19 protein-coding genes, 2 tRNA genes and 2 pseudogenes are annotated in these 20,179 nt (G+C 54.5%); 17 read left to right on the forward strand and 6 right to left on the reverse strand.

Annotated elements, in window-relative coordinates:
• Positions 1 to 351: 351 nt before the first annotated feature.
• Positions 352 to 681 (forward strand): hypothetical protein, encoded by a 330-nt coding sequence (locus Q0835_RS28065; protein ID WP_298966551.1) that lies wholly within the window; start codon positions 352 to 354, stop codon positions 679 to 681.
• Positions 678 to 1,718: pseudogene (locus Q0835_RS30425) on the forward strand (recombinase family protein); the annotation flags it as partial. The gene Q0835_RS28065 and the pseudogene Q0835_RS30425, both read left to right, overlap by 4 nt.
• A 493-nt stretch (positions 1,719 to 2,211) precedes the next feature.
• Here Q0835_RS30425 and Q0835_RS28070 read toward each other — a convergent pair.
• Positions 2,212 to 2,286: transfer RNA gene (locus Q0835_RS28070), tRNA-Thr, on the reverse strand.
• 435 nt (positions 2,287 to 2,721) lie between these two features.
• Between Q0835_RS28070 and Q0835_RS28075 the strand changes: the two genes are divergently transcribed.
• Together Q0835_RS28075 and murA are read left to right on the forward strand one after the other, a co-directional pair.
• Positions 2,722 to 2,901: a hypothetical protein gene (locus Q0835_RS28075; RefSeq protein ID WP_298822707.1), complete on the forward strand. Its 180-nt coding sequence runs from the start codon at positions 2,722 to 2,724 to the stop codon at positions 2,899 to 2,901.
• 193 nt (positions 2,902 to 3,094) lie between these two features.
• Positions 3,095 to 4,384: a UDP-N-acetylglucosamine 1-carboxyvinyltransferase gene (murA, locus tag Q0835_RS28080; protein ID WP_298966553.1), complete on the forward strand. Its 1,290-nt coding sequence runs from the start codon at positions 3,095 to 3,097 to the stop codon at positions 4,382 to 4,384.
• A 9-nt stretch (positions 4,385 to 4,393) separates the two neighbouring features.
• Here murA and Q0835_RS28085 read toward each other — a convergent pair whose 3' ends face one another.
• On the reverse strand, positions 4,394 to 4,876 hold the full coding sequence (locus Q0835_RS28085) for a DUF3124 domain-containing protein (protein WP_298966556.1): 483 nt from the start codon (positions 4,874 to 4,876) through the stop codon (positions 4,394 to 4,396).
• A gap of 132 nt (positions 4,877 to 5,008) precedes the next feature.
• Between Q0835_RS28085 and Q0835_RS28090 the strand changes: the two genes are divergently transcribed.
• The 13 genes from Q0835_RS28090 to Q0835_RS28150 all read left to right on the forward strand — a co-directional run bounded on the left by Q0835_RS28090 (position 5,009) and on the right by Q0835_RS28150 (position 16,840).
• Positions 5,009 to 5,221, forward strand: a complete 213-nt coding sequence (locus Q0835_RS28090; RefSeq protein WP_298822704.1) for a hypothetical protein — start codon at positions 5,009 to 5,011, stop codon at positions 5,219 to 5,221.
• A 144-nt stretch (positions 5,222 to 5,365) separates the two neighbouring features.
• Entirely contained in the window at positions 5,366 to 5,803 is a 438-nt protein-coding gene (locus tag Q0835_RS28095) for a DUF2948 family protein (RefSeq protein WP_298966559.1), read from the forward strand.
• Between the two features lie 52 nt (positions 5,804 to 5,855).
• Positions 5,856 to 7,151 carry a histidinol dehydrogenase gene (gene hisD / locus Q0835_RS28100; RefSeq protein WP_298966561.1) on the forward strand — a complete coding sequence of 432 codons (1,296 nt, stop codon included), beginning with the start codon at positions 5,856 to 5,858 and terminating at the stop codon, positions 7,149 to 7,151.
• Between the two features lie 26 nt (positions 7,152 to 7,177).
• The gene (locus Q0835_RS28105) at positions 7,178 to 7,681 is read left to right on the forward strand and encodes a UPF0262 family protein (protein WP_298966563.1); all 504 of its coding nucleotides are present in this window, start codon (positions 7,178 to 7,180) and stop codon (positions 7,679 to 7,681) included.
• A 175-nt stretch (positions 7,682 to 7,856) separates the two neighbouring features.
• Positions 7,857 to 8,309, forward strand: a complete 453-nt coding sequence (locus Q0835_RS28110; protein WP_298966566.1) for an arsenate reductase ArsC — start codon at positions 7,857 to 7,859, stop codon at positions 8,307 to 8,309.
• 76 nt (positions 8,310 to 8,385) lie between these two features.
• Positions 8,386 to 8,820: an SgcJ/EcaC family oxidoreductase gene (locus tag Q0835_RS28115; RefSeq protein ID WP_298822700.1), complete on the forward strand. Its 435-nt coding sequence runs from the start codon at positions 8,386 to 8,388 to the stop codon at positions 8,818 to 8,820.
• A 229-nt stretch (positions 8,821 to 9,049) separates the two neighbouring features.
• Entirely contained in the window at positions 9,050 to 9,268 is a 219-nt protein-coding gene (gene infA, locus Q0835_RS28120; protein WP_006939340.1) for a translation initiation factor IF-1, read from the forward strand.
• Between the two features lie 43 nt (positions 9,269 to 9,311).
• Positions 9,312 to 9,938 (forward strand): Maf-like protein, encoded by a 627-nt coding sequence (locus Q0835_RS28125; RefSeq protein ID WP_298822699.1) that lies wholly within the window; start codon positions 9,312 to 9,314, stop codon positions 9,936 to 9,938.
• Between the two features lie 43 nt (positions 9,939 to 9,981).
• The gene (gene yacG / locus Q0835_RS28130) at positions 9,982 to 10,176 is read left to right on the forward strand and encodes a DNA gyrase inhibitor YacG (protein ID WP_298822698.1); all 195 of its coding nucleotides are present in this window, start codon (positions 9,982 to 9,984) and stop codon (positions 10,174 to 10,176) included.
• A 263-nt stretch (positions 10,177 to 10,439) separates the two neighbouring features.
• Positions 10,440 to 12,050, forward strand: coding sequence for a bifunctional metallophosphatase/5'-nucleotidase (locus Q0835_RS28135; protein ID WP_298822697.1), 1,611 nt, complete (start codon positions 10,440 to 10,442; stop codon positions 12,048 to 12,050).
• Between the two features lie 213 nt (positions 12,051 to 12,263).
• Positions 12,264 to 13,655 (forward strand): hypothetical protein, encoded by a 1,392-nt coding sequence (locus Q0835_RS28140; RefSeq protein WP_298966568.1) that lies wholly within the window; start codon positions 12,264 to 12,266, stop codon positions 13,653 to 13,655.
• Between the two features lie 9 nt (positions 13,656 to 13,664).
• Positions 13,665 to 16,559: a FecR domain-containing protein gene (locus Q0835_RS28145; protein WP_298966569.1), complete on the forward strand. Its 2,895-nt coding sequence runs from the start codon at positions 13,665 to 13,667 to the stop codon at positions 16,557 to 16,559.
• 205 nt (positions 16,560 to 16,764) lie between these two features.
• Positions 16,765 to 16,840 (forward strand) — tRNA-Phe (locus Q0835_RS28150).
• Positions 16,841 to 17,348: 508 nt separating this feature from the next.
• On the opposite strand, the pseudogene Q0835_RS28155 reads toward Q0835_RS28150, so the two are convergent.
• The 4 genes and pseudogenes from Q0835_RS28155 to Q0835_RS28170 all read right to left on the reverse strand — a co-directional run.
• A pseudogene (locus Q0835_RS28155) lies at positions 17,349 to 18,311 on the reverse strand (recombinase family protein); the annotation flags it as partial.
• 86 nt (positions 18,312 to 18,397) lie between these two features.
• On the reverse strand, positions 18,398 to 18,841 hold the full coding sequence (locus Q0835_RS28160) for a hypothetical protein (protein WP_298966571.1): 444 nt from the start codon (positions 18,839 to 18,841) through the stop codon (positions 18,398 to 18,400).
• Positions 18,842 to 19,025: 184 nt separating this feature from the next.
• Complete coding sequence (locus Q0835_RS28165; RefSeq protein ID WP_298966573.1) at positions 19,026 to 19,454, reverse strand: hypothetical protein; 429 nt, start codon at positions 19,452 to 19,454, stop codon at positions 19,026 to 19,028.
• Between the two features lie 135 nt (positions 19,455 to 19,589).
• On the reverse strand, positions 19,590 to 20,102 hold the full coding sequence (locus Q0835_RS28170; protein WP_298966576.1) for a hypothetical protein: 513 nt from the start codon (positions 20,100 to 20,102) through the stop codon (positions 19,590 to 19,592).
• Positions 20,103 to 20,179: the final 77 nt, after the last annotated feature.

Consider the following 20,179-nt stretch of genomic DNA (forward strand, 5'->3'; position numbering starts at 1 on the left):
TCACTGAAGATGTCGTACTTCAGTACCTTGAGAAGCACATCGATAATCCTACCGGCATCAGCCGGTAGTGGTTTAGTACTCTTTGTTCTGCCTGGGTCTCTTCGGAAACGTTCTTTGCCATGCTTACCCCTTTTACCCCAGACGTCACCGCTGCGCTTGCATGCCTGATCATCGAAGATGATCGCATCAAAAACGCAAGAAAATTACAGCGATTCTTCTTGGCGAAATAGGAATAATGTCTTACTATGTTCCTTATATGTTCTTGTGCGATCATGGTGATCGCATGAGCAAGACAAGGAGAATTGAAGTAACCCCGCCGCTTGGTTGCGGTACGGGAGAAAGGACAAAAACATGGCTGATAAGCCCACCGAAACCCATTCCGGCTTGCAGCCGCCCAGTCTGACTATCGATTGGGAGTGCTATGCATCCTATCTGGATGGTAGCGATCTTTCAGAGAACCAAAAACGGGAATTGATTGAGACGCTTTGGAACATCGTCGTCTCATGTGTTGATCTTGGATTTGACCTGCATCCCGTTCAGCAAGCCTGTGAGCAAAACAGCGGAAATACTCCGCATTTGAACGCTGATCTGCTATCCTTCATCGAGGATAATCCGAACAATCAAAACGAAAACCCTGCCGATATTGCTGCGCAAGATTCGGCAGAAAAGGAGGAGTCATGAATGAAGGTGAAACCACAAAGCTAAAACGCGCGGTCATTTATTGCCGCGTGTCGTCAAAGAAGCAGACCATTGACGGCGGAGGTCTGGAATCGCAAGAGCATCGCTGCCGCGATTATGCGGAACAACGCGGCTACACCGTCGATGCGGTCTTCCCTGATGACGTTTCAGGTGGTGGCGATTTCATGAACCGTCCGGGGATGGTTGCGCTCCTGTCCTATTTGGACGCCAAGCCGCACGAAAGCTATGTGGTGATCTTCGACGATTTGAAACGCTATGCGAGAGACACAGAATTCCACCTGAAGCTCCGCCGCATTATGGCGGAACGCGGCGCAACCCGCGAATGCTTGAACTTTAATTTTGAGGACACCCCTGAAGGGCGCTTCATTGAGACGATGCTTGCCGCTCAAGGGCAGTTGGAGCGTGAGCAGAACGGACGTCAGGTAGTCCAAAAAATGAAGGCGCGTGTCGAGCAAGGCATGTGGGTTTTCCGTGCTCCGGTCGGATACAAGTTTGCGCCTTCAAAACGGGGAGGGAAAGAGCTTGTTCCAATCGAGCCGCTGGCTTCTATCGTCAAACATGCTCTCAAGGGTTTTGCGACGGGTTACTTTCAAACCCAAGTCGAGGTGCAACGCTTCTTAGAGAGCAAGCCTGAGTATCCCAAGGACATGCCAAACGGTAAGCTGCGCCCGATGACGGTGACGCGGCTTTTGAAGAAGTCTGTCTATGCAGGATATGTGGAATGCAAGAAATGGGGTGTTTCGCTTCGTATAGGGCATCACGAAGGTCTGATTGACTTTGCGACCCATCAGAAGATTCTGAAGCGGCTTGAAGACGGCGCACTGGCACCTGCGCGCAAAGACATCGATACCGATTTTGTGTTGCGAGGGTTTGCGGCGTGCGGGGAGTGCGGTCACCCATTGACGTCTTGCTGGTCGAAGAGTTCGACCGGTAAACAGCACGCCTATTATCGCTGTCATCATAAGCCTTGTTCCAGCTTTGGAAAATCGATTAAGCGCGACCAGATAGAAGAGGACTTCGGAGAGGTTGTCCGCAACCTCACGCCTGCGCCCGGCATGGTGGAGCTGGCAACGGCGATGTTCCGGGATGCTTGGGATCAGCGGTCGGCGCATTGTCAGCAAGCGATAGATTATGTTCGGCAAGAGCTGAAAATTCTCGACAGGCAGATTGATGAGCTGCTTGAGCGGATCGTCGATACGACGAACCCACGGGTGATCCAGGCATACGAAAACAAGATCGGAAAATTGGAAGATCAGAAGATCATTTTACGTGAAAAGGCTCAAAAAACGGGCCAACCGCAGTACACCTTTGAGCAGATGTTTGAACTCTCGATGCTATTTCTGACAAACCCTTGGAAAATATGGTGTTCAGGGGACTTTAAGCTCCGTCGAATCTTGCTCAGATTGGCGTTTTTGGAGCGTCCCCGCTACTATCGAAAAGACGGCAGTTTGAACGTCAAAAAATCGTTACCGTTCAATCTCTTAGGGAGCAAAAGCATGTTCGATTGTAAAATGGTGCTGCCGGAGAGATTTGAACTCTCGACCTCTCCCTTACCAAGGGAGTGCTCTACCCCTGAGCTACGGCAGCGTGTGCGCGTCAATCTGGACGGGCGCTGCGTCTGGAAGATCTTGGAAAGATCCGCATGAGAAAAGACGCAGTTTTTGTTGCCGATCAGCGGTGCCGACCGGAATGAGGGCGCTTTTGCCATAAGAGTATCAGGGACGCAAGCTGTGTTTTGGTTTTTTTTCCGCGACTTTACCAGCGGTGCCGAACCACGCAGTTGCAGCGCTTAAATGGCGATGGAATGGCGGCTTTTGATCATGCCAAACGGTTGTGGATATTCATCAATGGTGCGCAGGCGATTATTGTGTGCACATAGGCTGGAAGCAGGTTTCGGCTTTTGAGGTGTGAGGCACGGCAAGAAGGGATGATTTGTTGCCCTCAAACGCCGGCCGATCTTTGCAGATAGACCGGCTGTTGTTAATAGGTGTGGCTATTGAAATACGCAGGCAGACTTCTTTCATGAACAAAAAAGACCAGCAAGGTGAAGGTGTTACGACCGACCGGGTAGGCTCATCCGATGAGAAGGGCAAAAGCGGTCAGACCGGGGCGGCAAAGGCCCGGGAAGACCGTCTTGCTGAAGCTCTGAGGGCCAATCTGCGCAGGCGCAAGAGCGCTGCCAAATCCCGCAAGGACACCTGACCGGCAAAAAGACGACCGCCTGAGATCTTTCTGCTTGCCCGAAATTGCCCGATCAAACACAGGCCGTTGCCTTGCATGGGCCATAAGTTGTGTATAGATGGCGGTTTGGATGTGAGTTTGCCGGTGCGCCAATGCATTTGTAGCAGGAGCGCAAATTGCGGCCGTTTTTCGTTATACGAGGGTTCGGAAACAAATGGACAGTATCAAGGTCGTCGGCGGTTCGGAGCTGAAGGGTATCATTCCGATTTCCGGAGCCAAGAACGCCACACTGCCGTTGATGATTGCGTCACTGCTGACAGACGAAACGCTGACCTTGAACAATGTGCCCCGTCTACGTGATGTGGCGCAGTTGATGCAAATTCTGTCCAATCACGGTGTCGATTATTCCGTCAACGGCAAACGCAGTGGCCAGGACGACCTTGCCGGCCAGACGTTGAACCTGACCGCCCGCGAGATCGTCGATACGACCGCGCCCTATGAGCTTGTCTCAAAAATGCGTGCCAGTTTCTGGGTGATCGGGCCCTTGGTAGCCCGCTGCCGCGAGGCACGGGTGTCGCTGCCGGGCGGTTGCGCGATCGGAACAAGGCCGGTGGATTTCTTCATTGACGGGCTCAGCGCGCTCGGAGCGGATATCGAAATTGAAGGCGGCTACGTCGTGGTCAAGGCGCCGGGTGGCCTCAAGGGCGCACGCGTGGATTTTCCCAAGGTCTCGGTCGGAGCCACACATACGATCATGATGGCGGCAACCCTTGCAAAGGGTGAGACTGAAATCGTCAACGCCGCCCGTGAGCCGGAAGTGGTTGATCTTGCCAAGTGCCTGAAGGCGATGGGTGCCAGGATCGAAGGCGAGGGAACTTCAACCATCCACATCCAGGGCGTGCCGCGCCTGCATGGTGCTCATCATTCGGTCGTTCCCGACCGGATCGAGACCGGAACCTATGCCATGGCAGTTGCCATGACGGGCGGCGATGTGCTGCTGCAAGGGGCCCGGACTGACTTGCTGGAAAGCGCGCTCGAAACGCTGCGCCAGTCCGGAGCGGACATTGAACAGACCCCGGATGGCATCAAGGTCTATCGCAATGGCAACGGCATTCAGCCCGTCGACATCACAACCGAACCCTTTCCGGGCTTTCCGACAGACTTGCAGGCTCAGTTCATGGCGCTGATGACGCGCGCTGGCGGTTCGAGCCGTATTACGGAAACCATATTTGAAAATCGCTTCATGCACGTGCAGGAACTGGCTCGTCTCGGCGCCCAGATCCAGGTTGATGGACGCACGGCAACAATCGAAGGCGTTTCGACGCTGCGCGGGGCTCCGGTGATGGCGACGGATCTGCGTGCGTCGGTGTCGCTGGTGATTGCGGGCCTGGCCGCAGAAGGCGAAACCACCGTCAGCCGTGTCTACCACCTTGATCGTGGTTTTGAGCGGCTCGAAGACAAGCTGACGCGATGCGGGGCGAAAATCGAGCGGATTTCCGGTTAGGAGACGGCCTTAGTCTTTGGCGGTACGCCGCTCAATGACGCGGCCGCGTGAGGTGAACGAGGGCCCGGGCCCTCCGATGCCGCTGGTCATGATTGCCTCTGCGATCGGGCTGAGCGCGGCCTCGTCCGAAGTCCATGTGAGCAAGAAGTTCGCGCCGACACCACCGGATGTATCATTGATCGGGATGAGCACGGTTTTGGATTGCAGCGGCGCAAGCACAAATGGTTCCTCCAGCAGGGTCCGGATCAGCTCGCCGCCTTCTCCATGATAGCTGACATTCTGCAACGTGATGGATGTCTTCGGATCTACATTGTGGACGGCAAGTGTGGACGCCAGGAGATCGGAACGGTTGGGATAGGAAAAAATCCGGGAATAGGCCGGAACATAGATCGTCTCGCCCAATGCTCTTTCTGCGATGTCCTGAGCCTGGACAAAGGACTGAAGGGGCCAGAGGGTCAGGGCAACAAAAAAGGTCAGTCGTTTCAGCATCATTGTTCTCGCAGTCCCACAGGCGGGCATCAGATCGAGGCACTTTCCGAAATGCTTGCCCTGATTGCAAGGGATCGGCGAGAGTGGTCGTTGATTGCATCTTTTGTCGATTGGGAACCAGGGAGACATTGGCGGATGGGAGCGCAGACAATCCGGTTTCTCATACAGGTGGCTTTCGCCATGGCCGGATTGTTCGCGGTCGTGTTGGTTGCGCCGCCCTATGGTGCATCGCTCGGGCTATTTCTGTTGGTGTTCGGTCTCTGGCTCGGCAGGCGCGTGTTCAAGCGGATCGCGACATTGGATGAAGTCAAGGACGACCTGCGCGATCGTGTGGATGATGGTCCGTAAAGTTTACCTTGCTCGCCGCAAATTGGATTCAACATTGCCAAATCCCTCATTCCCCATTAGGTCAACAGCCTTGGGATCAGGGCCGGTCCGCCTTATATGCGGGAAGCCAAAACACACACTCGACTGGATCAGAAACCGAGCATTATGGATCAGCTGAAACTTGCCGCACTCGACCAGGAAGACCTTGAGGTTCTTTCGGCCCATTTGCAGGATGCCATCCTGACAGTTGCCGACATCCGTTTTCTGCCCAAGGAAAAGAAGGCTGTCTTTATCCTGAACAGGTTTGTTTGGGACAAGGAGGCGGACAAACGCTCCAAGGAGCATGAGCGCCGCCGCTCGGCGCTGGCCATTGCACAGGTCACGGCCATGAAAGCGCAAAACATCCACCAGGACGCCAAGGGCGCCGTGATGGAATTGCTTGCGGTGACGTTTGAGGCCGGCGAAGAGCCGTCTGGCCGTATCCAACTGGCATTCGCCGGTGGTGCTAGCCTCGTCCTGGATGTGGAGTGCATCGAAGCTCAGCTGTCCGATCTTGGCGCTGCCTGGTCGACGCCGAACCTGCCACAGCACGATCTGAGCTGACGGGCCTGATAGACAGAAATTATATTTTACCCGGACCTGATGGAGATACTGCGTGGTTTTGCGCCTCTCAACTGCCGACACCGAATTTGACGATGCCTTCAGGGCTCTTCTGGCTGGAAAGCGTGAAGTGTCAGAGGATGTCGACCATATTGTCCGGGATATTCTGGAAAATGTCCGTCGGAACGGCGACAAGGCAGTGCTGGACTATACCAGAAAGTTCGACCGTCTCGACGCTGGAGCCATGGCCGAGCTTACGGTCAGTGAAGCGGAAATTGACGCCGCAATAGCCGAAGTTCCAGGTGAAACGCTGGACGCACTTCAACTGGCCTATGACCGCATTTACGCCCACCACGCACGCCAAATGCCGCAAGACGACCGCTATACCGATGCTATTGGTGTGGAGCTGGGTTCGCTCTGGACAGCCATTGAAGCTGTGGGCGTCTATGTGCCCGGTGGCCTTGCCAGTTATCCGAGCTCAGTTCTGATGAATGTCGTTCCGGCCAAAGTTGCCGGTGTAGACCGCATTGTCATGGTAGTGCCAAGCCCGGACGGCATTCTCAATCCGCTGGTTCTGGCTGCTGCCAAAGTTGCCGGTGTAAGCGAAATCTATCGAATCGGCGGTGCACAGGCGGTCGCGGCTCTGGCATATGGTACGGAAACGATCGAGCCGGTTGCAAAGATCGTTGGTCCAGGCAATGCCTTTGTCGCGGCGGCAAAGCGACGAGTGTTCGGAACGGTTGGCATCGATATGATAGCCGGTCCTTCGGAAGTCCTGATCGTTGCGGATGAGGGAAATAATGCCGACTGGCTGGCGGCGGATTTGCTTGCCCAAGCTGAACACGACACCGCGGCGCAGTCGCTTTTGATCACAGATAGCGCCGGTCTTGCGGATGAAGTCGAAAAGGTTGTCGAGGCGCAATTGAAAACTCTGCCGCGCGAAGACGTGGCGCGTGCAAGCTGGCAGGATTTCGGGGCCATAATCCTTGTGCCGGATCTCGATGCTGCCATGCCATTGGCAAACCGGATCGCACCTGAGCATCTGGAGCTTGCCGTCAGCGATCCGGAAGCGCTGCTGAAAAAAGTACGCAACGCCGGCGCTGTTTTTCTCGGCCATTATACACCCGAAGCGATCGGGGATTATGTCGGTGGATCAAACCACGTTTTGCCGACTGCACGATCCGCGCGCTTTTCCTCAGGTTTGTCGGTTCTGGAATTCGTGAAGCGAACCTCGATCCTGAAGTGTAATCCGGACAATTTGCGGGCACTCGGTCCGGCAGCCATCGCACTTGGTGAATCTGAGGGGTTGTCGGCGCACGCCCGCTCTGTTTCCATCAGGCTGAACCTTTAACCGGAGTCGAAAGAGGCCTTTCGAAGATGAGCGACCTGCAATCCGAGACCGATCACAAGACTGCCGGTGGCAGGCTTGTGGATGTGGTCCTGGATGAAGCCTCTATTGCCCGGTCAACGCCGGAAGTCGAACATGATCGCGCTGTTGCGATCTACGACCTGATTGAAGAAAACTCCTTCCAGCCGGTTGGCCACCCACCGGTCAAATATGTCCTGAAGCTCGGTGTGGTCGAAAAGAAGCTTGTCTTTCAAGTCACCACCGAAGAGGAACAGGCTGTCGTCACCCACGTTTTGTCGCTTTCGCCCTTGCGCAAGATCGTTAAGGACTACGATCTGATTTGCCAAAGTTATTACGAAGCGATCCGCCATGCGACGCCCAGCCAGATTGAGGCCATCGATATGGGGCGCCGAGGGGTCCACAACGAGGGTTCTGCCATATTGATGGAACGTCTGCACGGCAAGATCGAATTGGATACGCAAACAGCAAGACGACTGTTCACACTCGTCTACGCTCTGCATTGGAAGGGATAGTGTGTAAGGCGACAAATATGAACCAATTGATGGCGGTAGGCAGTTCATTTGGAATAGCGCATTGCGCAGCGCCGTATGGTGCAGGCAACGGGTGCGTGGTGTTCGAAAGCTGTTTTTGCCGCTGCCGGCAGGCAAATCAATTGGTTCATATTTGCCGTCTTGCGCTCTAGGCGCGATGACAGTGCCTGGCCTGCGTCCGACTGCGGTGCTCTTTGCTTGCAGCATGAATGCCGTTCGGTCCCCGATGGCAGAAGCGCTGGCAAAGCAATTGTTTCCGAACCAGATTTATGTGCGTTCCGCAGGTGTGCGCCCAGGCAAGGTCGATCCCTTCGTTGATGCGGTGATGGCAGAAATCGGGATAGACATGAGCCAGCATCAGCCAAAAACCTTCGATGATTTGGACGAATCCGGCTTCGATCTTGTTTTGACGCTCGCTCCTGAAGCGCACCACAAGGCGCTTGAATTGACCCGTACGGATGCAGTCGAAGTCGAATATTGGCCGACAATGGACCCTACGGTGGCGACCGGTAGCCGAGAGCAGATCTTGAACGAATACCGGGCGGTGCGGGACCAATTGAGCATGCGCATCAAGAAGAGGCTCGACTGGGCACCACCACCGGGCGATTGACAAGCGGTTCCCGTAACGCGCTGTGCTTCAACCTTGGAAAGTCGAACAGCGCCAAAATACGTTCCGGGGAGGATCAATGATGATTGTTCGTCTGGTTGCTTTTGTCTGGATCGCGTTTTTTATGGGTGGAAGCGCGTTGGCGCAGGACAACCCGATCCTCGCCCGGCTGAACACCTATATCGCTGCTTACAACGCAAAGGACGCAGAGGCGATCTCAGCCTACTATACCGAAAAGGCAGCCTTGTTACCGCCCCGGAGCCGGGCGCTTGTCGGACGCCCGTCCATCGCGGCGCATTTTGCCAAGGCCTTCAACAACGGCGTGTCCGATCTGGAATACAACATATTGGAAATCGATCAGACAGGACCGGACACTGCGGTCGAAGTTGCGGAAACAAAGGTCAAGCTGGGTGCCAAGACAATTTCCGGAAGATCGATGCATGTCTGGAAAAAAGTTGAGGGTGTCTGGTTTATTCACCGCGACATGTACCATGTTCTTGGCATTGCGCAGTGATCACCAGGCCGAAATGGTCTACAAAATTTCAGGAAAAGGTTGGACCCAGGTTCCGCGAATTTGTCTCGGAGCCGTTGCTTCAGCTTGTCCAGATGAAGATTTGAACAGCTTGATTGCGCCGTGGTGAAGCTTTCTTCAATTAGGGTGGAAAGAAAGGTTCACTTTCTGGGACTAATCCGTTAGTTTCCCCCGCACCCGCGGGCTGGGCCCGCTTCATTCAGGATATCAAATGGCCAAAGAAGAAGCTCTGGAGTTTCCGGGCGTCGTAACAGAACTGTTGCCGAATGCGACGTTCCGCGTAAAACTTGAAAATGATCACGAAATTATCGCCCACACTGCCGGGCGTATGCGCAAGAACCGCATTCGCGTTCTTGCAGGCGACAAGGTTCTTGTCGAAATGACCCCTTATGATCTCACCAAGGGGCGGATCACCTACCGCTTCAAGTAAGTGGTTGTTTGAAGGTAACACCGGCTATCAGGCACATGCATTCATGAACACTGCCCCTCAGTTGATCCTGGCCTCCGCTTCGCCGCGCCGTCTCGCGCTTCTGCAGCAGATCGGTTTGGAACCGGATCATCTTCTGCCAGCCGACATCGACGAGACGCCGAAAAAGCACGAAACGCCGCGCAGTCTTGCATTGCGCCTGGCTCGGGCTAAGGCAGAAACCGTCCGGCAGACCGCAGATGCGTCGGATGAACTGCGGGACAGCGTTGTTCTGGCGGCCGACACAGTTGTTGCTGTAGGGCGCCGTGCGCTGCCAAAAGCTGAACTGACTGACCAGGCGCTCATGTGCCTGTCACTCCTCTCAGGCCGCGGCCATCGGGTATTCACGGCTGTCGCCGTGGCTGAAACCACAGGCAAGGTGCGCTCCAAGCTGGTTGAGACGCGTGTTCGGTTCAAGCGTCTGTCCCGAAAGGATATGGACGAATACCTTTCATCCGGCGAATGGCGAGGCAAGGCTGGTGGGTATGCCATCCAGGGGCTGGCGGGCAGTTTTGTTGTCAAACTGGTCGGCTCTTACCCGGCAGTCGTGGGTCTTCCACTTGTGGAAACGGCCGGGCTTCTAAGCGCTGCCGGCTACCCTGTTCATCAGGGCTGGGCCACAGCCGCGGCGTGAGCATGTTTCTGAGGGTGCGGGTAAAGAGGCAAACGGAGGTATCATGACCGACAGCCAGAAACCTGAACGGCGAATGCGCCCTTGTCCGATTTGCTCGAAATTATCGACCTTGGGCAACTATCCATTTTGCTCAGATCGGTGTGCCAAGATTGATCTCAATCGCTGGTTCACGGAAGGCTATACAATTCCCGTTGTCGAGACCGACGATATCGACGAGAGCGACCTGCCCGGAGATTAGGCAGGCGTCCCTGCGAATTGGTATTTATTCGGCTAAATTTCTTGCTTCTTGCGCATACGATGTCACTTGCAGACGTCACAAAACTGCACCAAGATCCGTCTACACCGACTAACCCGGTCGACTCGTCGCCGGTTGCGGCACCCTTGTGAGAAAGAGTTCGGGGCGTGCCTGGCCACGGCATCGGGAAACGATACCGGGAGGTGAGGGAGACGACTTGAGAGATCGGCTCCTGCACGACAACCAATCCAAAGGGCGAGGGTCCAATGAAAAGAACAATCCTGAGCGCTGCGGTGCTGTCACTTACGACTGCGCTGTCGACAGCGGCTTATGCCGAATATTCACTTACGGTTTTGCATTTGAATGATTTGCATTCGCGCATCGAGTCCATCAACAAATACGATTCCACTTGTGACGCTGAATCCGAGACGGAAGGAAAGTGTTTCGGCGGCATCGCCCGCATCAAATCGAAACTCGACGAACGCCGTGCCGCATTGGATAGCGAAGGCAAGAACGTTCTTGTCGTCGATGCAGGCGATCAGTTTCAAGGGTCCTTGTTCTACACGACCTACAAGGGCGAGGCTGCCGTTGAGTTTCTGAACGGTATGGACATCGATGTGATGGCAGTGGGCAACCACGAGTTCGACGATGGTCCTGAAGCCCTGGCCAACTTCATCGACAAGGCCGAGTTTCCGATCCTGTCGGGCAATATCGATGTGACTGCGGATGCTGCACTCAAAGGTAAGGTGCCTGGCGTCCTGATCGTCGAAAAGGGCGGTGAGAAAGTCGGCATCGTTTCGGCACTCGCCGAAGACACAGTCGATACGTCGTCACCTGGAGCGGGTGTGCGTTTCATTCAGGCCGAAGACTACCTGAAAGGTGCTGTCGAAGGTCTTGAAGCTGCCGGCGTCAACAAGATCATTGCTGTAACCCATATGGGTCTGCCACGCGACATGGAGATTGCCGCAGCCGTGCCGGGGATCGACCTCATTGTTGGCGGTCATTCCCACACGCTTCTTTCGAACACCCAGGAAGGTGCCGCAGGCCCTTACCCGGTCATCGTCCAGAACCCGGACGGGAAGGATGTGCCGATTGTCCAGGCCTATGCCTATGGCAAATTCCTTGGCGAGATCGATCTGACCTGGGATGACGACGGCAATCTCATCAAGGCGGAAGGCGAACCTATTCTGCTGGATGCCTCTGTCGAGCCGGATGAAGCTTTCCTGGCCAGGGTAGCAGAATTTGCAGCACCGATTGAAGAACTGAAGGCCAAGGTGATTGGTGCTACCGATGCGCCTATTGACGGCGATCGCGGTTCCTGCCGGTCCGGCGAGTGTCAGATGGGCAACCTGGTCGCCGATGCAATGCTGGACAGGGTGAAGGACCAGGGCGTTCAGATCGCTATCCAGAATGGCGGTGGGCTTCGCGCGTCAATCGACGGTGGTGAAGTGACCATGGGCGAAGTTCTAACCGTTTTGCCATTCCAGAACACGCTTGCAACATTCCAGTTGAAAGGGGCTGACGTTATTGCAGCGCTCGAGAACGGTGTGTCCCAAGTTGAAGACGGAAAGGGCCGTTTCCCGCAGGTCGCCGGCCTGAAATACTCCTGGACGCGCAAGAAAGCACCGGGTGAGGGCCGCATTCTTGTTGTGGAAGTCATGGAAGATGGCGCCTGGGCACCGATCGACCTTGAAAAGGTCTATGGCGTTGTTTCCAATAACTATATGCGCGGTGGCGGCGATGGCTACAAAGTGTTCGCCGAAAACGGTATGAATGCTTATGACTATGGGCCCGGGCTCGAAGTCGTGGTTGCTGATTTCATTGCCGAACGCAATGGATATACACCTTTCACCGATGGGCGTATTACCGAGCAATAAGGCTTACGGAATCACGAATAGAGCGCGCCGGAAACGGCGCGCTTTTTCTTTGTGCTACGTAAAGCGCGCAGTGTTGCATTGCGGTCATTGCCCAAAACCCCAAGGAATTCTAGTATATCAGCGCGTTTCGATGTGTTTTCGAAGCGGTCAGATCTGAACTATTAAATTTTTTTGGTGAGCGTACTCCGCTGGTTTTTGGCAGGAGATGAGTTTTTGGTAAGCGTAAGACACTCGAGTTGCGTAAAGTTCTGCGCACCCGTTCTGGGAGCGCTTGTCTTTGCGATTTTTGTCTTACTCGCAACCGGCCCGGTGCGCGCGCAAACAGGTGTTGGGGACGGCCAGGCCCAGACACCGGATGCACTGGCCACCCGCCAGCAAATGCTGCTTGACGTTATGCTGGCTACTCCGGACGATCTTGATACAGCTTTCGAATACGCAATGGTTTCCTCACTGCTTGGCGACTATGAGGCGGCCATTTCCACGCTTGAGCGCATGCTGATATATGCGCCGGGTTTGCCTCGGGTCCAGCTCGAGCTTGGAGTGCTGTATTTTCGCCTGGGATCAAGGGAAACGGCGAAATTCTACTTTCAGGAAGCGGTGAATTCGCCAAATGTTCCAGCTGAAGTGGAAGCCCGCGTCCAGGCCTATCTAACGACGATCTCTGAACAGGAGGGCCCAGCCGATTTCCGTGCGGCTGTCGTCACCGGTGTTCGCTATCAGACAAATGCCAATGCAGCACCGGGCAGCCGCCGTGTCGACTTGAACGGGGGAACTTTCCTTCTTGACGACACAGCAACTGGCCAGGCCGACACAAACGCCTTCCTGGCTGGGCGTGTGCAAGGGTCCTACGACCTTGGACTACAGGGTGATCTTCTGGAGGCGGATCTGGTTTTCTACAGCGCCCGTTACGCTGATATCGTCCGGCTCGATACGGCTCTGGCCGAACTGACCCTTGGACCATCCATCAATCTGGAGCGGATCGACTGGGACAACAGCAGGCTGAGCCTCTATGCGGTTGCGGCTGGCGTTCGTCTGAACCATGCCAACTACAATGGCGCATTGGGGTTCGGCGCGCGCATTGTTTCTGAAATCACCCCGGTGATGCTTTTGGACACCAAGGCCGAATGGCGGCGCAGATGGTACAATGACACGGCTGAGTTTCCGACTGTCTCGGACCGGAATGGCTCTTTCTGGCGCCTGGCAGCAACCTTGTCCCGACAGATGTCACCGGCAGTCACTGTAAGGGCATTGCTGTTGGCTGATTTCGAAGAGACCAAACAGGAATGGACACAAAGCTGGGAAGTGGGTGGCGGTATTGGTGCAACTGTCCAGTTCGCTTCGCCTATCGAAAAGTTGCGCCAACCCTGGTCTTTGGATCTGGAGGCAGGGTATATCTATCGGTCCTACGAGGGACCCGACCCGTTGGTTGACCCTGTCTTGGCCCAGGAGGATCAGGAAGGCTGGTTCAGGGCGGGCCTGTCCGTGCCGCTGCGCAACGATTTTGCCATCGGTTTTACCGGTGAATTCCGCCGCCAGCATTCCAACTATGATCTTGCAACCTATTCAAACACGTCCGCGTTGATTTCGCTGACGAAGACCTTCTAGAGACGCCTTATGGTCATATCCTTGAAGCTTGGAGCAAATTCGATCGCCGGTCGCCTGACTTGTCTGGCTACAGCGCTGCTCGTCGTCGGAATTGGGGCCTCGTCTGCGCATGCGACTGAGGTCGGTGTTGCGGCCGCAGTCAATTCAGATGCCTTCGGTACGCCACCAGGCGGGGCACGCAGTACCAAGGTCCTCGGCGACAACGTCATTTACAACGAAAAGATCGAAACAAGCGGGTCCGGGCTTGTTCAGGTTCTGTTGGTCGATGGGTCGACATTCACGGTTGGTGCCAATTCCAATCTTGTGATTGATGAATTTGTCTATGACCCGAACGCGGGAACCGGAAAACTGGTATCGTCGTTCGGCAAGGGCGTTGCGCGTTTTGTCGGCGGCAAGCTCAGCAAGAAGCGCGGCGGTGTGACGGTAAAGACTCCGGTCGGGACGATCGGCATCCGCGGCGGTATCGCCAACATCAATCTGGCCAGCAATCCACCGGTCTTTTCTCTGCTTTTTGGCAAGGATCTGACCTTCACGTCTCCGAGCGGACAAAGATCCCGTATCCACCAGGCCGGTTACTCCATGGAGGTCGGTGCCGGCGGGTCCACGCGGGTCCGCCGCAGCACACAATCCGATTTTGGAAACGTGCAAACGGCTTTGACCAACAGTCGTCAGCGTGGGGGTACCAGGAATACACCAACTGAAAGTCAAATCGTCCAGTCTGGCCTATCCCGCGTGATTTCCGGTCTTCAGAATGTACCCACAACACCCAGACCGAAACCGACTTCGGCGACTGGAAATGGAATAGAGCAAACTGTGAATGGATTGATCCAGACACAGATCCTGTCGCAGTCGCAGAACACCCAAAGCATCGAACAGGAAGAAAGCACTGGCACCACCGAAATCACTGACAGCGCGCGGATACTGCGCGCCGGCAATAAGTTCGGAACCGCAGCAGCGCTCAATCTTGCACCGGGTACGCTTGGGGTTGTGGGTGGAACAAGTGGTTTCGATGAGGTTGTTGTCTTTACGCAGGACCCGGATACCAGCGGAAATTCATACAGGCTCTGGACCGGAACAGCCGACGGAACGTCCATTTATGTCTTCGACCCTGACACAAGCGTGAATGAGTTTTACACGCAGTCGGTCAACTCAAATGGCGACGTGATCGAAAACTTCAGTACCAGCAATATTCCGGACGCGCCGTCCCTTTCAGGTACGATTGTTCAAAATGCCCGTGGTCAGCGCATTACAGGAGACGGCTTCGGCTTTTTTGCCCATTTCGTAGCAACGGAAGCCGGTTCGGATCCGACGTTCAACTACGGTGGGAGCGACTATTTCTATGGCCTTTACGGGTCGGCGACCGACTTCGACAATTTCAACGGTTCCGACGCTGAAAAGCTCAGAACCTACACCCTTCACGGAGATATCCTGACCGCCTTTCAGTTGTCTTCGGAAGACAATTTCGGAAACAATCAGGCTGCAACATCTGCTGCCCTGTTTCTGAATCCATCCATTGCGGAAGATTTGGGAACAAGTTTCCTGAGTTCGGTGAAAAGCAGTGGTCTGAAGGTTTTGGAAGGCGCGTCGGACACTCTGGAAGGTGCCAGGTATCTGGCCGCGTCTATGTATATCTCCAGCGGGACAACCGCTCAAAAGTCCTTCGTTTCCCTGAGTCTCGGCGATATTGAAAATGAAAGCGGTACCCTGGTGCTGGGCGGTGAACGACGCGGCGGGCATCGAACCGATGCGGACAACAGCGCCGGTCTTTATGGGGGCTCGGTAGAAAGCATTGAAGGTGGCACTGGCGGCACAATCTTCGGAAGCAATGCTGACTATCTGGTGCTCGGTCCCGGAAACCTGGAAGAGGATGGGACTTACACCGACGGCTATGTTCAGGTGCCCACAGGGATTCAGTCGACGGATCAACAGAGCGGCACAATGCACGTGGCCGAATTGTCGAGCGAAGTGAATGTTTCCACCTTGGACAGGACCAGCAAGACACTGAAGGGGTATGCAGCCGGCGTACTTGAGTCCAATGTAAACTACTCAGCAGGAGTCGATCCCGTCATATTTGCCAGCAATTCGCTGGGCGATTTCGAGATCAGCTTCGAAAGTCAGAACGGTTCGCTCTATGCAACACTGCACGTAAAAGACGTCGCAAATCTGGATGACGAGGTCGACCAGTATCAACTCGCTTTTGGTGAGCAATCGGGTTCCGGCCAGTCCGTTTACGTCGATGCTGATACGTTCGCGGCCATCGAAACCTCCGGTGGTTCAGGCAACCAAATCCTGACTGACTCCGAGGTGTTTGTATCACCGAAAGCTGGAACGACACCGGACAACTACTTGATCTCCAACACTCTTGTGAAAGGGGCAGACAATGCCCTGTTTGTCGACAAGACCAAATGCACCTGTGATTTTCTCGAATGGGGGTATTGGGGCAGCAAGATGGAAGCAAGCGACACCAGTCTTGCCGGCGGTGACAGGTTCGACACCTTCCATATGGGCACATGGGTTGCAGGAGATGTGACCAATTCCATCGACCTTCCGACCAGCGGAAGTGCAACCTATGCCGGGCATGCTGTGGGCAGTGTCGCGGACGGCACAAGGCAATATCTTGCTGCGGGTGATTTCAATATGTCGCTGGATTTCACCTATCGGACCGGTACTGCGACAATCAGCAATTTTGATAGTAGGACAATGAGTGCCACGTTGTCCGAAACCAGTGTTGCCAGCGGGAACCTGTTCGAAGGCACGCTTTCTGGAACAGGGGGCCTGTCGGGCAATATCAACACATCTGTCGTAACCGGGCCCAATTCCAACCATCAGGGCGTCATTGGCGACTTTCATGCCACCCAGGGAAACTGGTCAGCAGCAGGCATCGTTGCAGGGGAGAAACAATAGCTTCGCTGCATGTTGTGCAATCATTGTTGCTTTGAGGAAAAGCGTATGTTTTACAGAGGCTTGATTTGAAATTCAGTTATCCCCAAAAGGCAGGCCCGAAGGTGGTAAAAAACTTTGCCGTGGTGCTGGACAAGGTCTGAACGAGCCTCTATAAGGACCGGGCTTTCGACGAACGGGGTCCTGCTCCGATCAGTCTGCAAGGCACGCCCAGATAGCTCAGTTGGTAGAGCAGCGGATTGAAAATCCGCGTGTCGCTGGTTCGATTCCGGCTCTGGGCACCACTTTACACTTTGAAGGTTCAAAACCGCTTAAGACCTTGAAAGGTAAGGTGGTTTTTGGAGTTCTAAACCCCTCATTCCGGCTGTACGCCAACCCTTCACAAAACGCCAATCTTAGGGTGAGTTTCTGCAGCGCTAGATTGCCACTTTCCCATATTTTATAAGGGCTTGCGAGGAAAGTGAGCGCGAGTTCTAAAATCTGGTGTGGGGTTGTCTTAGGTTTCGCGCCATTTTGCAATTTGTCTTGGACTTGCAGGCGTTCTTTTTCAAGAGATTCGATCTTCCGCTCATAAGCGTTTGCCGTAAGGTCGCTGCTGGTCTCGACAAGGCGATTCATCAGCCCGTTGATCTGTTTTTCGATGGAGTCGACCTGTTTTCGCAGCTCAGCGCGCATCTCGTCCATGCGGGTGTCCTGGTTCGCCCAGGCCTGTTTGACCATGGCCGCGATCATGCGCACCACAGGTGCGGCAGGGCGTATAGAAGATAAGAGTGTCCTGAAATCATCTTCAACCTGATCACGCTTGATGGACTTGCCATAGCTGCCACAGGCCTTGTTATGGCACAGGTAATAGGCGTAGCGCTTACCCGTACCTGATTTCGACCAGCAGGACGTGAGAGGCTTCTCACAATCCCCACACGTCACAAATCCACGCAACGGAAAATCCTGACGGATGTCTTTGCGAGCTGGCGCATAGGCCGCAGATTGTCGCCGCGCTTTAATCTTCTCATACGTTTTCAGTGAGATCAGCGGCTCGTGCAGGGCTTTGCGAAACGGCACATTCCAGATTTCGGATTCGAGATAGCCTGCATAGAGCGGCTGGCTGAGCATATCCGAAACCACTTGCGGTCTGATCTTGCCGTTGGGCTTGCGCCGCGTGAAGGCAGGCTGATCTTCCAAGAAGCGCTGCACTTCCGCCTGAATGCCAAAGCGCCCTGAGGCATAACCTTCTAGTGCCTCGGTCACAATGGAGGCGACAGGCTCGTCACGGACCAGAATGCCGCCTTCTGTTTTGCTTCGGACGTATTTGTAGCCGATGGGCGCATGAAATACCCAATAGCCCTTCATGAGCCGTGCCCAAGAGCGGTTGCGCGTCGTCTCAGCAACTTTTTCACGGTAGTGCTGCGCGCCGAGCGCTTGAATGCCTTCATAGAAGTTCCCGTCCGCATCGCGGGCGTGTTTGAACTTCATGGTGGGGCTTTCGAGCAGCGCGCCTGTTTTGTGGATTGCGTCACGCAAGTCGAAGAAGACCCGCACGTCCCGGGCCAAGCGGCTGATATCGTCGATGATCACCACATAGCGCGTATCCTTGGGCGCGCGTTTTAGGAAGCGCAGCACGTCTTGTACATCGGGACGGTCGAGAATTTTTCCTGAGATCGCTTGATCAGAAAAGACTTTGACCACCGGAATGCCCAAATGCCGCGCATATTCGCGGCCTCTGGTTTCCTGGCTATCGAGGCCGGATGCGCCCACCATCTGGGAGCGGTCCGAGACGCGGGTATAAATGACGGCGTGATAGGTCACGCTGGTGTCGCTGTAATCAATATCATTGTTTTGGAAATTCACGTCTCGCTCCTTTCTGTTTGCGTATCGTTTTGAGTATGGGAAGGCGTTGAGGCCGCGTGATCGGCCATGACGAGCTCTTCGATCAGCACCGGATCAAGGGCTGCATCCTCCTCGAAGGCCTCCGATGCAAAATCGCGGGCAACAGCCTTCAAGGCGTGAAGCGTCTCGTCAGCATTGTGCTGGGTTTGAACGGCCTCGATGGGGTGAACCCCAAAGCCCAGATCAATGAATTGCACGATGATCGCCCACAAGGCTTCAATGAGCTCGCGCTTTTGAGCGTCAGGGATATCGTAGTCGTCTAGAAAGCTTTGATAGTAGTCGGCATCAAATCCAACGCTTGGTTTTTCTGTCGGAGACGCTGCGTTGATCTTTTTTGCTTCGCTTACGGTTGCGAATGAATTGGTAATGGCTGTGTGTTGTGGTGGCGTCCTTTGTGTCATGTCTTTGGTGTCTTTCTTGTCTAAAATGTTCAGCTTGAATCCATGGGCTCTGCTCTCCTTTCCTTGAGTGAGGGGCGGTTTTTTTGCTGCATGTTTAGTATGATGTCAGCGTAGCAAAACCGCTTGTCCCCATTCAAAGTTTTCTTGGTTTTCCGCGCGCCCAAAGCGTGGATAACCTTGAGGGTTATTGTTCGAGTTCCGGCTGGTCTTGGGCTTGTCCATGCTGCGCATTTTGCTGCGAGGACAAGCTTGCTTGCGCGTTGTCTTCCATCAGCATGTCACGCTGTTCGGCCAGGCTCGGATTGCTATTTGAATCCTGATTTTGCTCGGTGCCTTGCGTGCGCTCCTGTTTCCTCAGGCGATCTACCGCGTGATAGGCTTGATCGGCCAGACGGCGCACTTTCAATATATCGGTGCCGGAGAAAGACTGCGTTTCACGAACTTCGTTTGTTTGCGGATCGGTGTAGATGCGCGCGAACGTAACATTGTAGAAGGCACGACCTTCCTTGCTGACATTGCGGAAGATTGAGGCCTTGACCGCTCCGTCATTGAATCGCTCAACGGGGGCATTGCCGCCGCCCTGACCGGAGGTGTTTTGGTGTGTGTTTGCCATGGTGTTTTCCTTTCTGTGTTGGGGTTGGCAAAAAAAGAGATGACGATATCATAAAAAGAACAAAATAGGAACAAAAACCTATAATACTCTGATTTACATCGTTTTTTGTTCACGCTCTCGTATGCTATGTTCTCATCAAATACTTGTTGTTGGACCGCTTCGCCTCGGGCCAGCTTCGATGCTCTGATTGTGATCTCGCGTTGTGCCCGCTTGTTCTGGCGCTGCCTGTGCCATCGCAGCTTCATATTGTTCGCGCATCCAAGCAGACCTGAATGAAGAGCGATCAACAGGCCTTGCGATGTGCTCTGGCGGACGCAGATTGGCTTTGGGTTGGAATTGCCCCACCATGGATGAACCACGCCCTTCGGTTTGATCTCCGCTCTCCTGTTCCTCATTCACCATTTGCGTGGGCTTGAGATCATCAAGCGGGGTCTTGTTTTCCAAGCGATGTTCGTTCTGTGTGTTAAAGACCCGGCGATTGAGCAGTTTTTGATCTCGGGATGTACCGCTCTTTCTTCGCTCTTGGTCGTGGGCTGTGCTGAGCCACATTCGGGCAGTTTCTGGAAGTTCAGAATAGGCTCGTGATTCGGCTTTTTGGGTGTTGCCGTAATCCTCAAAATCTCGTCTCAACTGTGGAAGTGCGCTCATTGTTCCGCGTCAGCACCTATGGGTCCAGATTGGCTGATTGCTTAAGGGAGTGATTTTGGCTCATCTTCACAGATCAG

The sequence above is a fragment of the uncultured Roseibium sp. genome (assembly GCF_947499295.1).
Lineage (GTDB): Bacteria > Pseudomonadota > Alphaproteobacteria > Rhizobiales > Stappiaceae > Roseibium.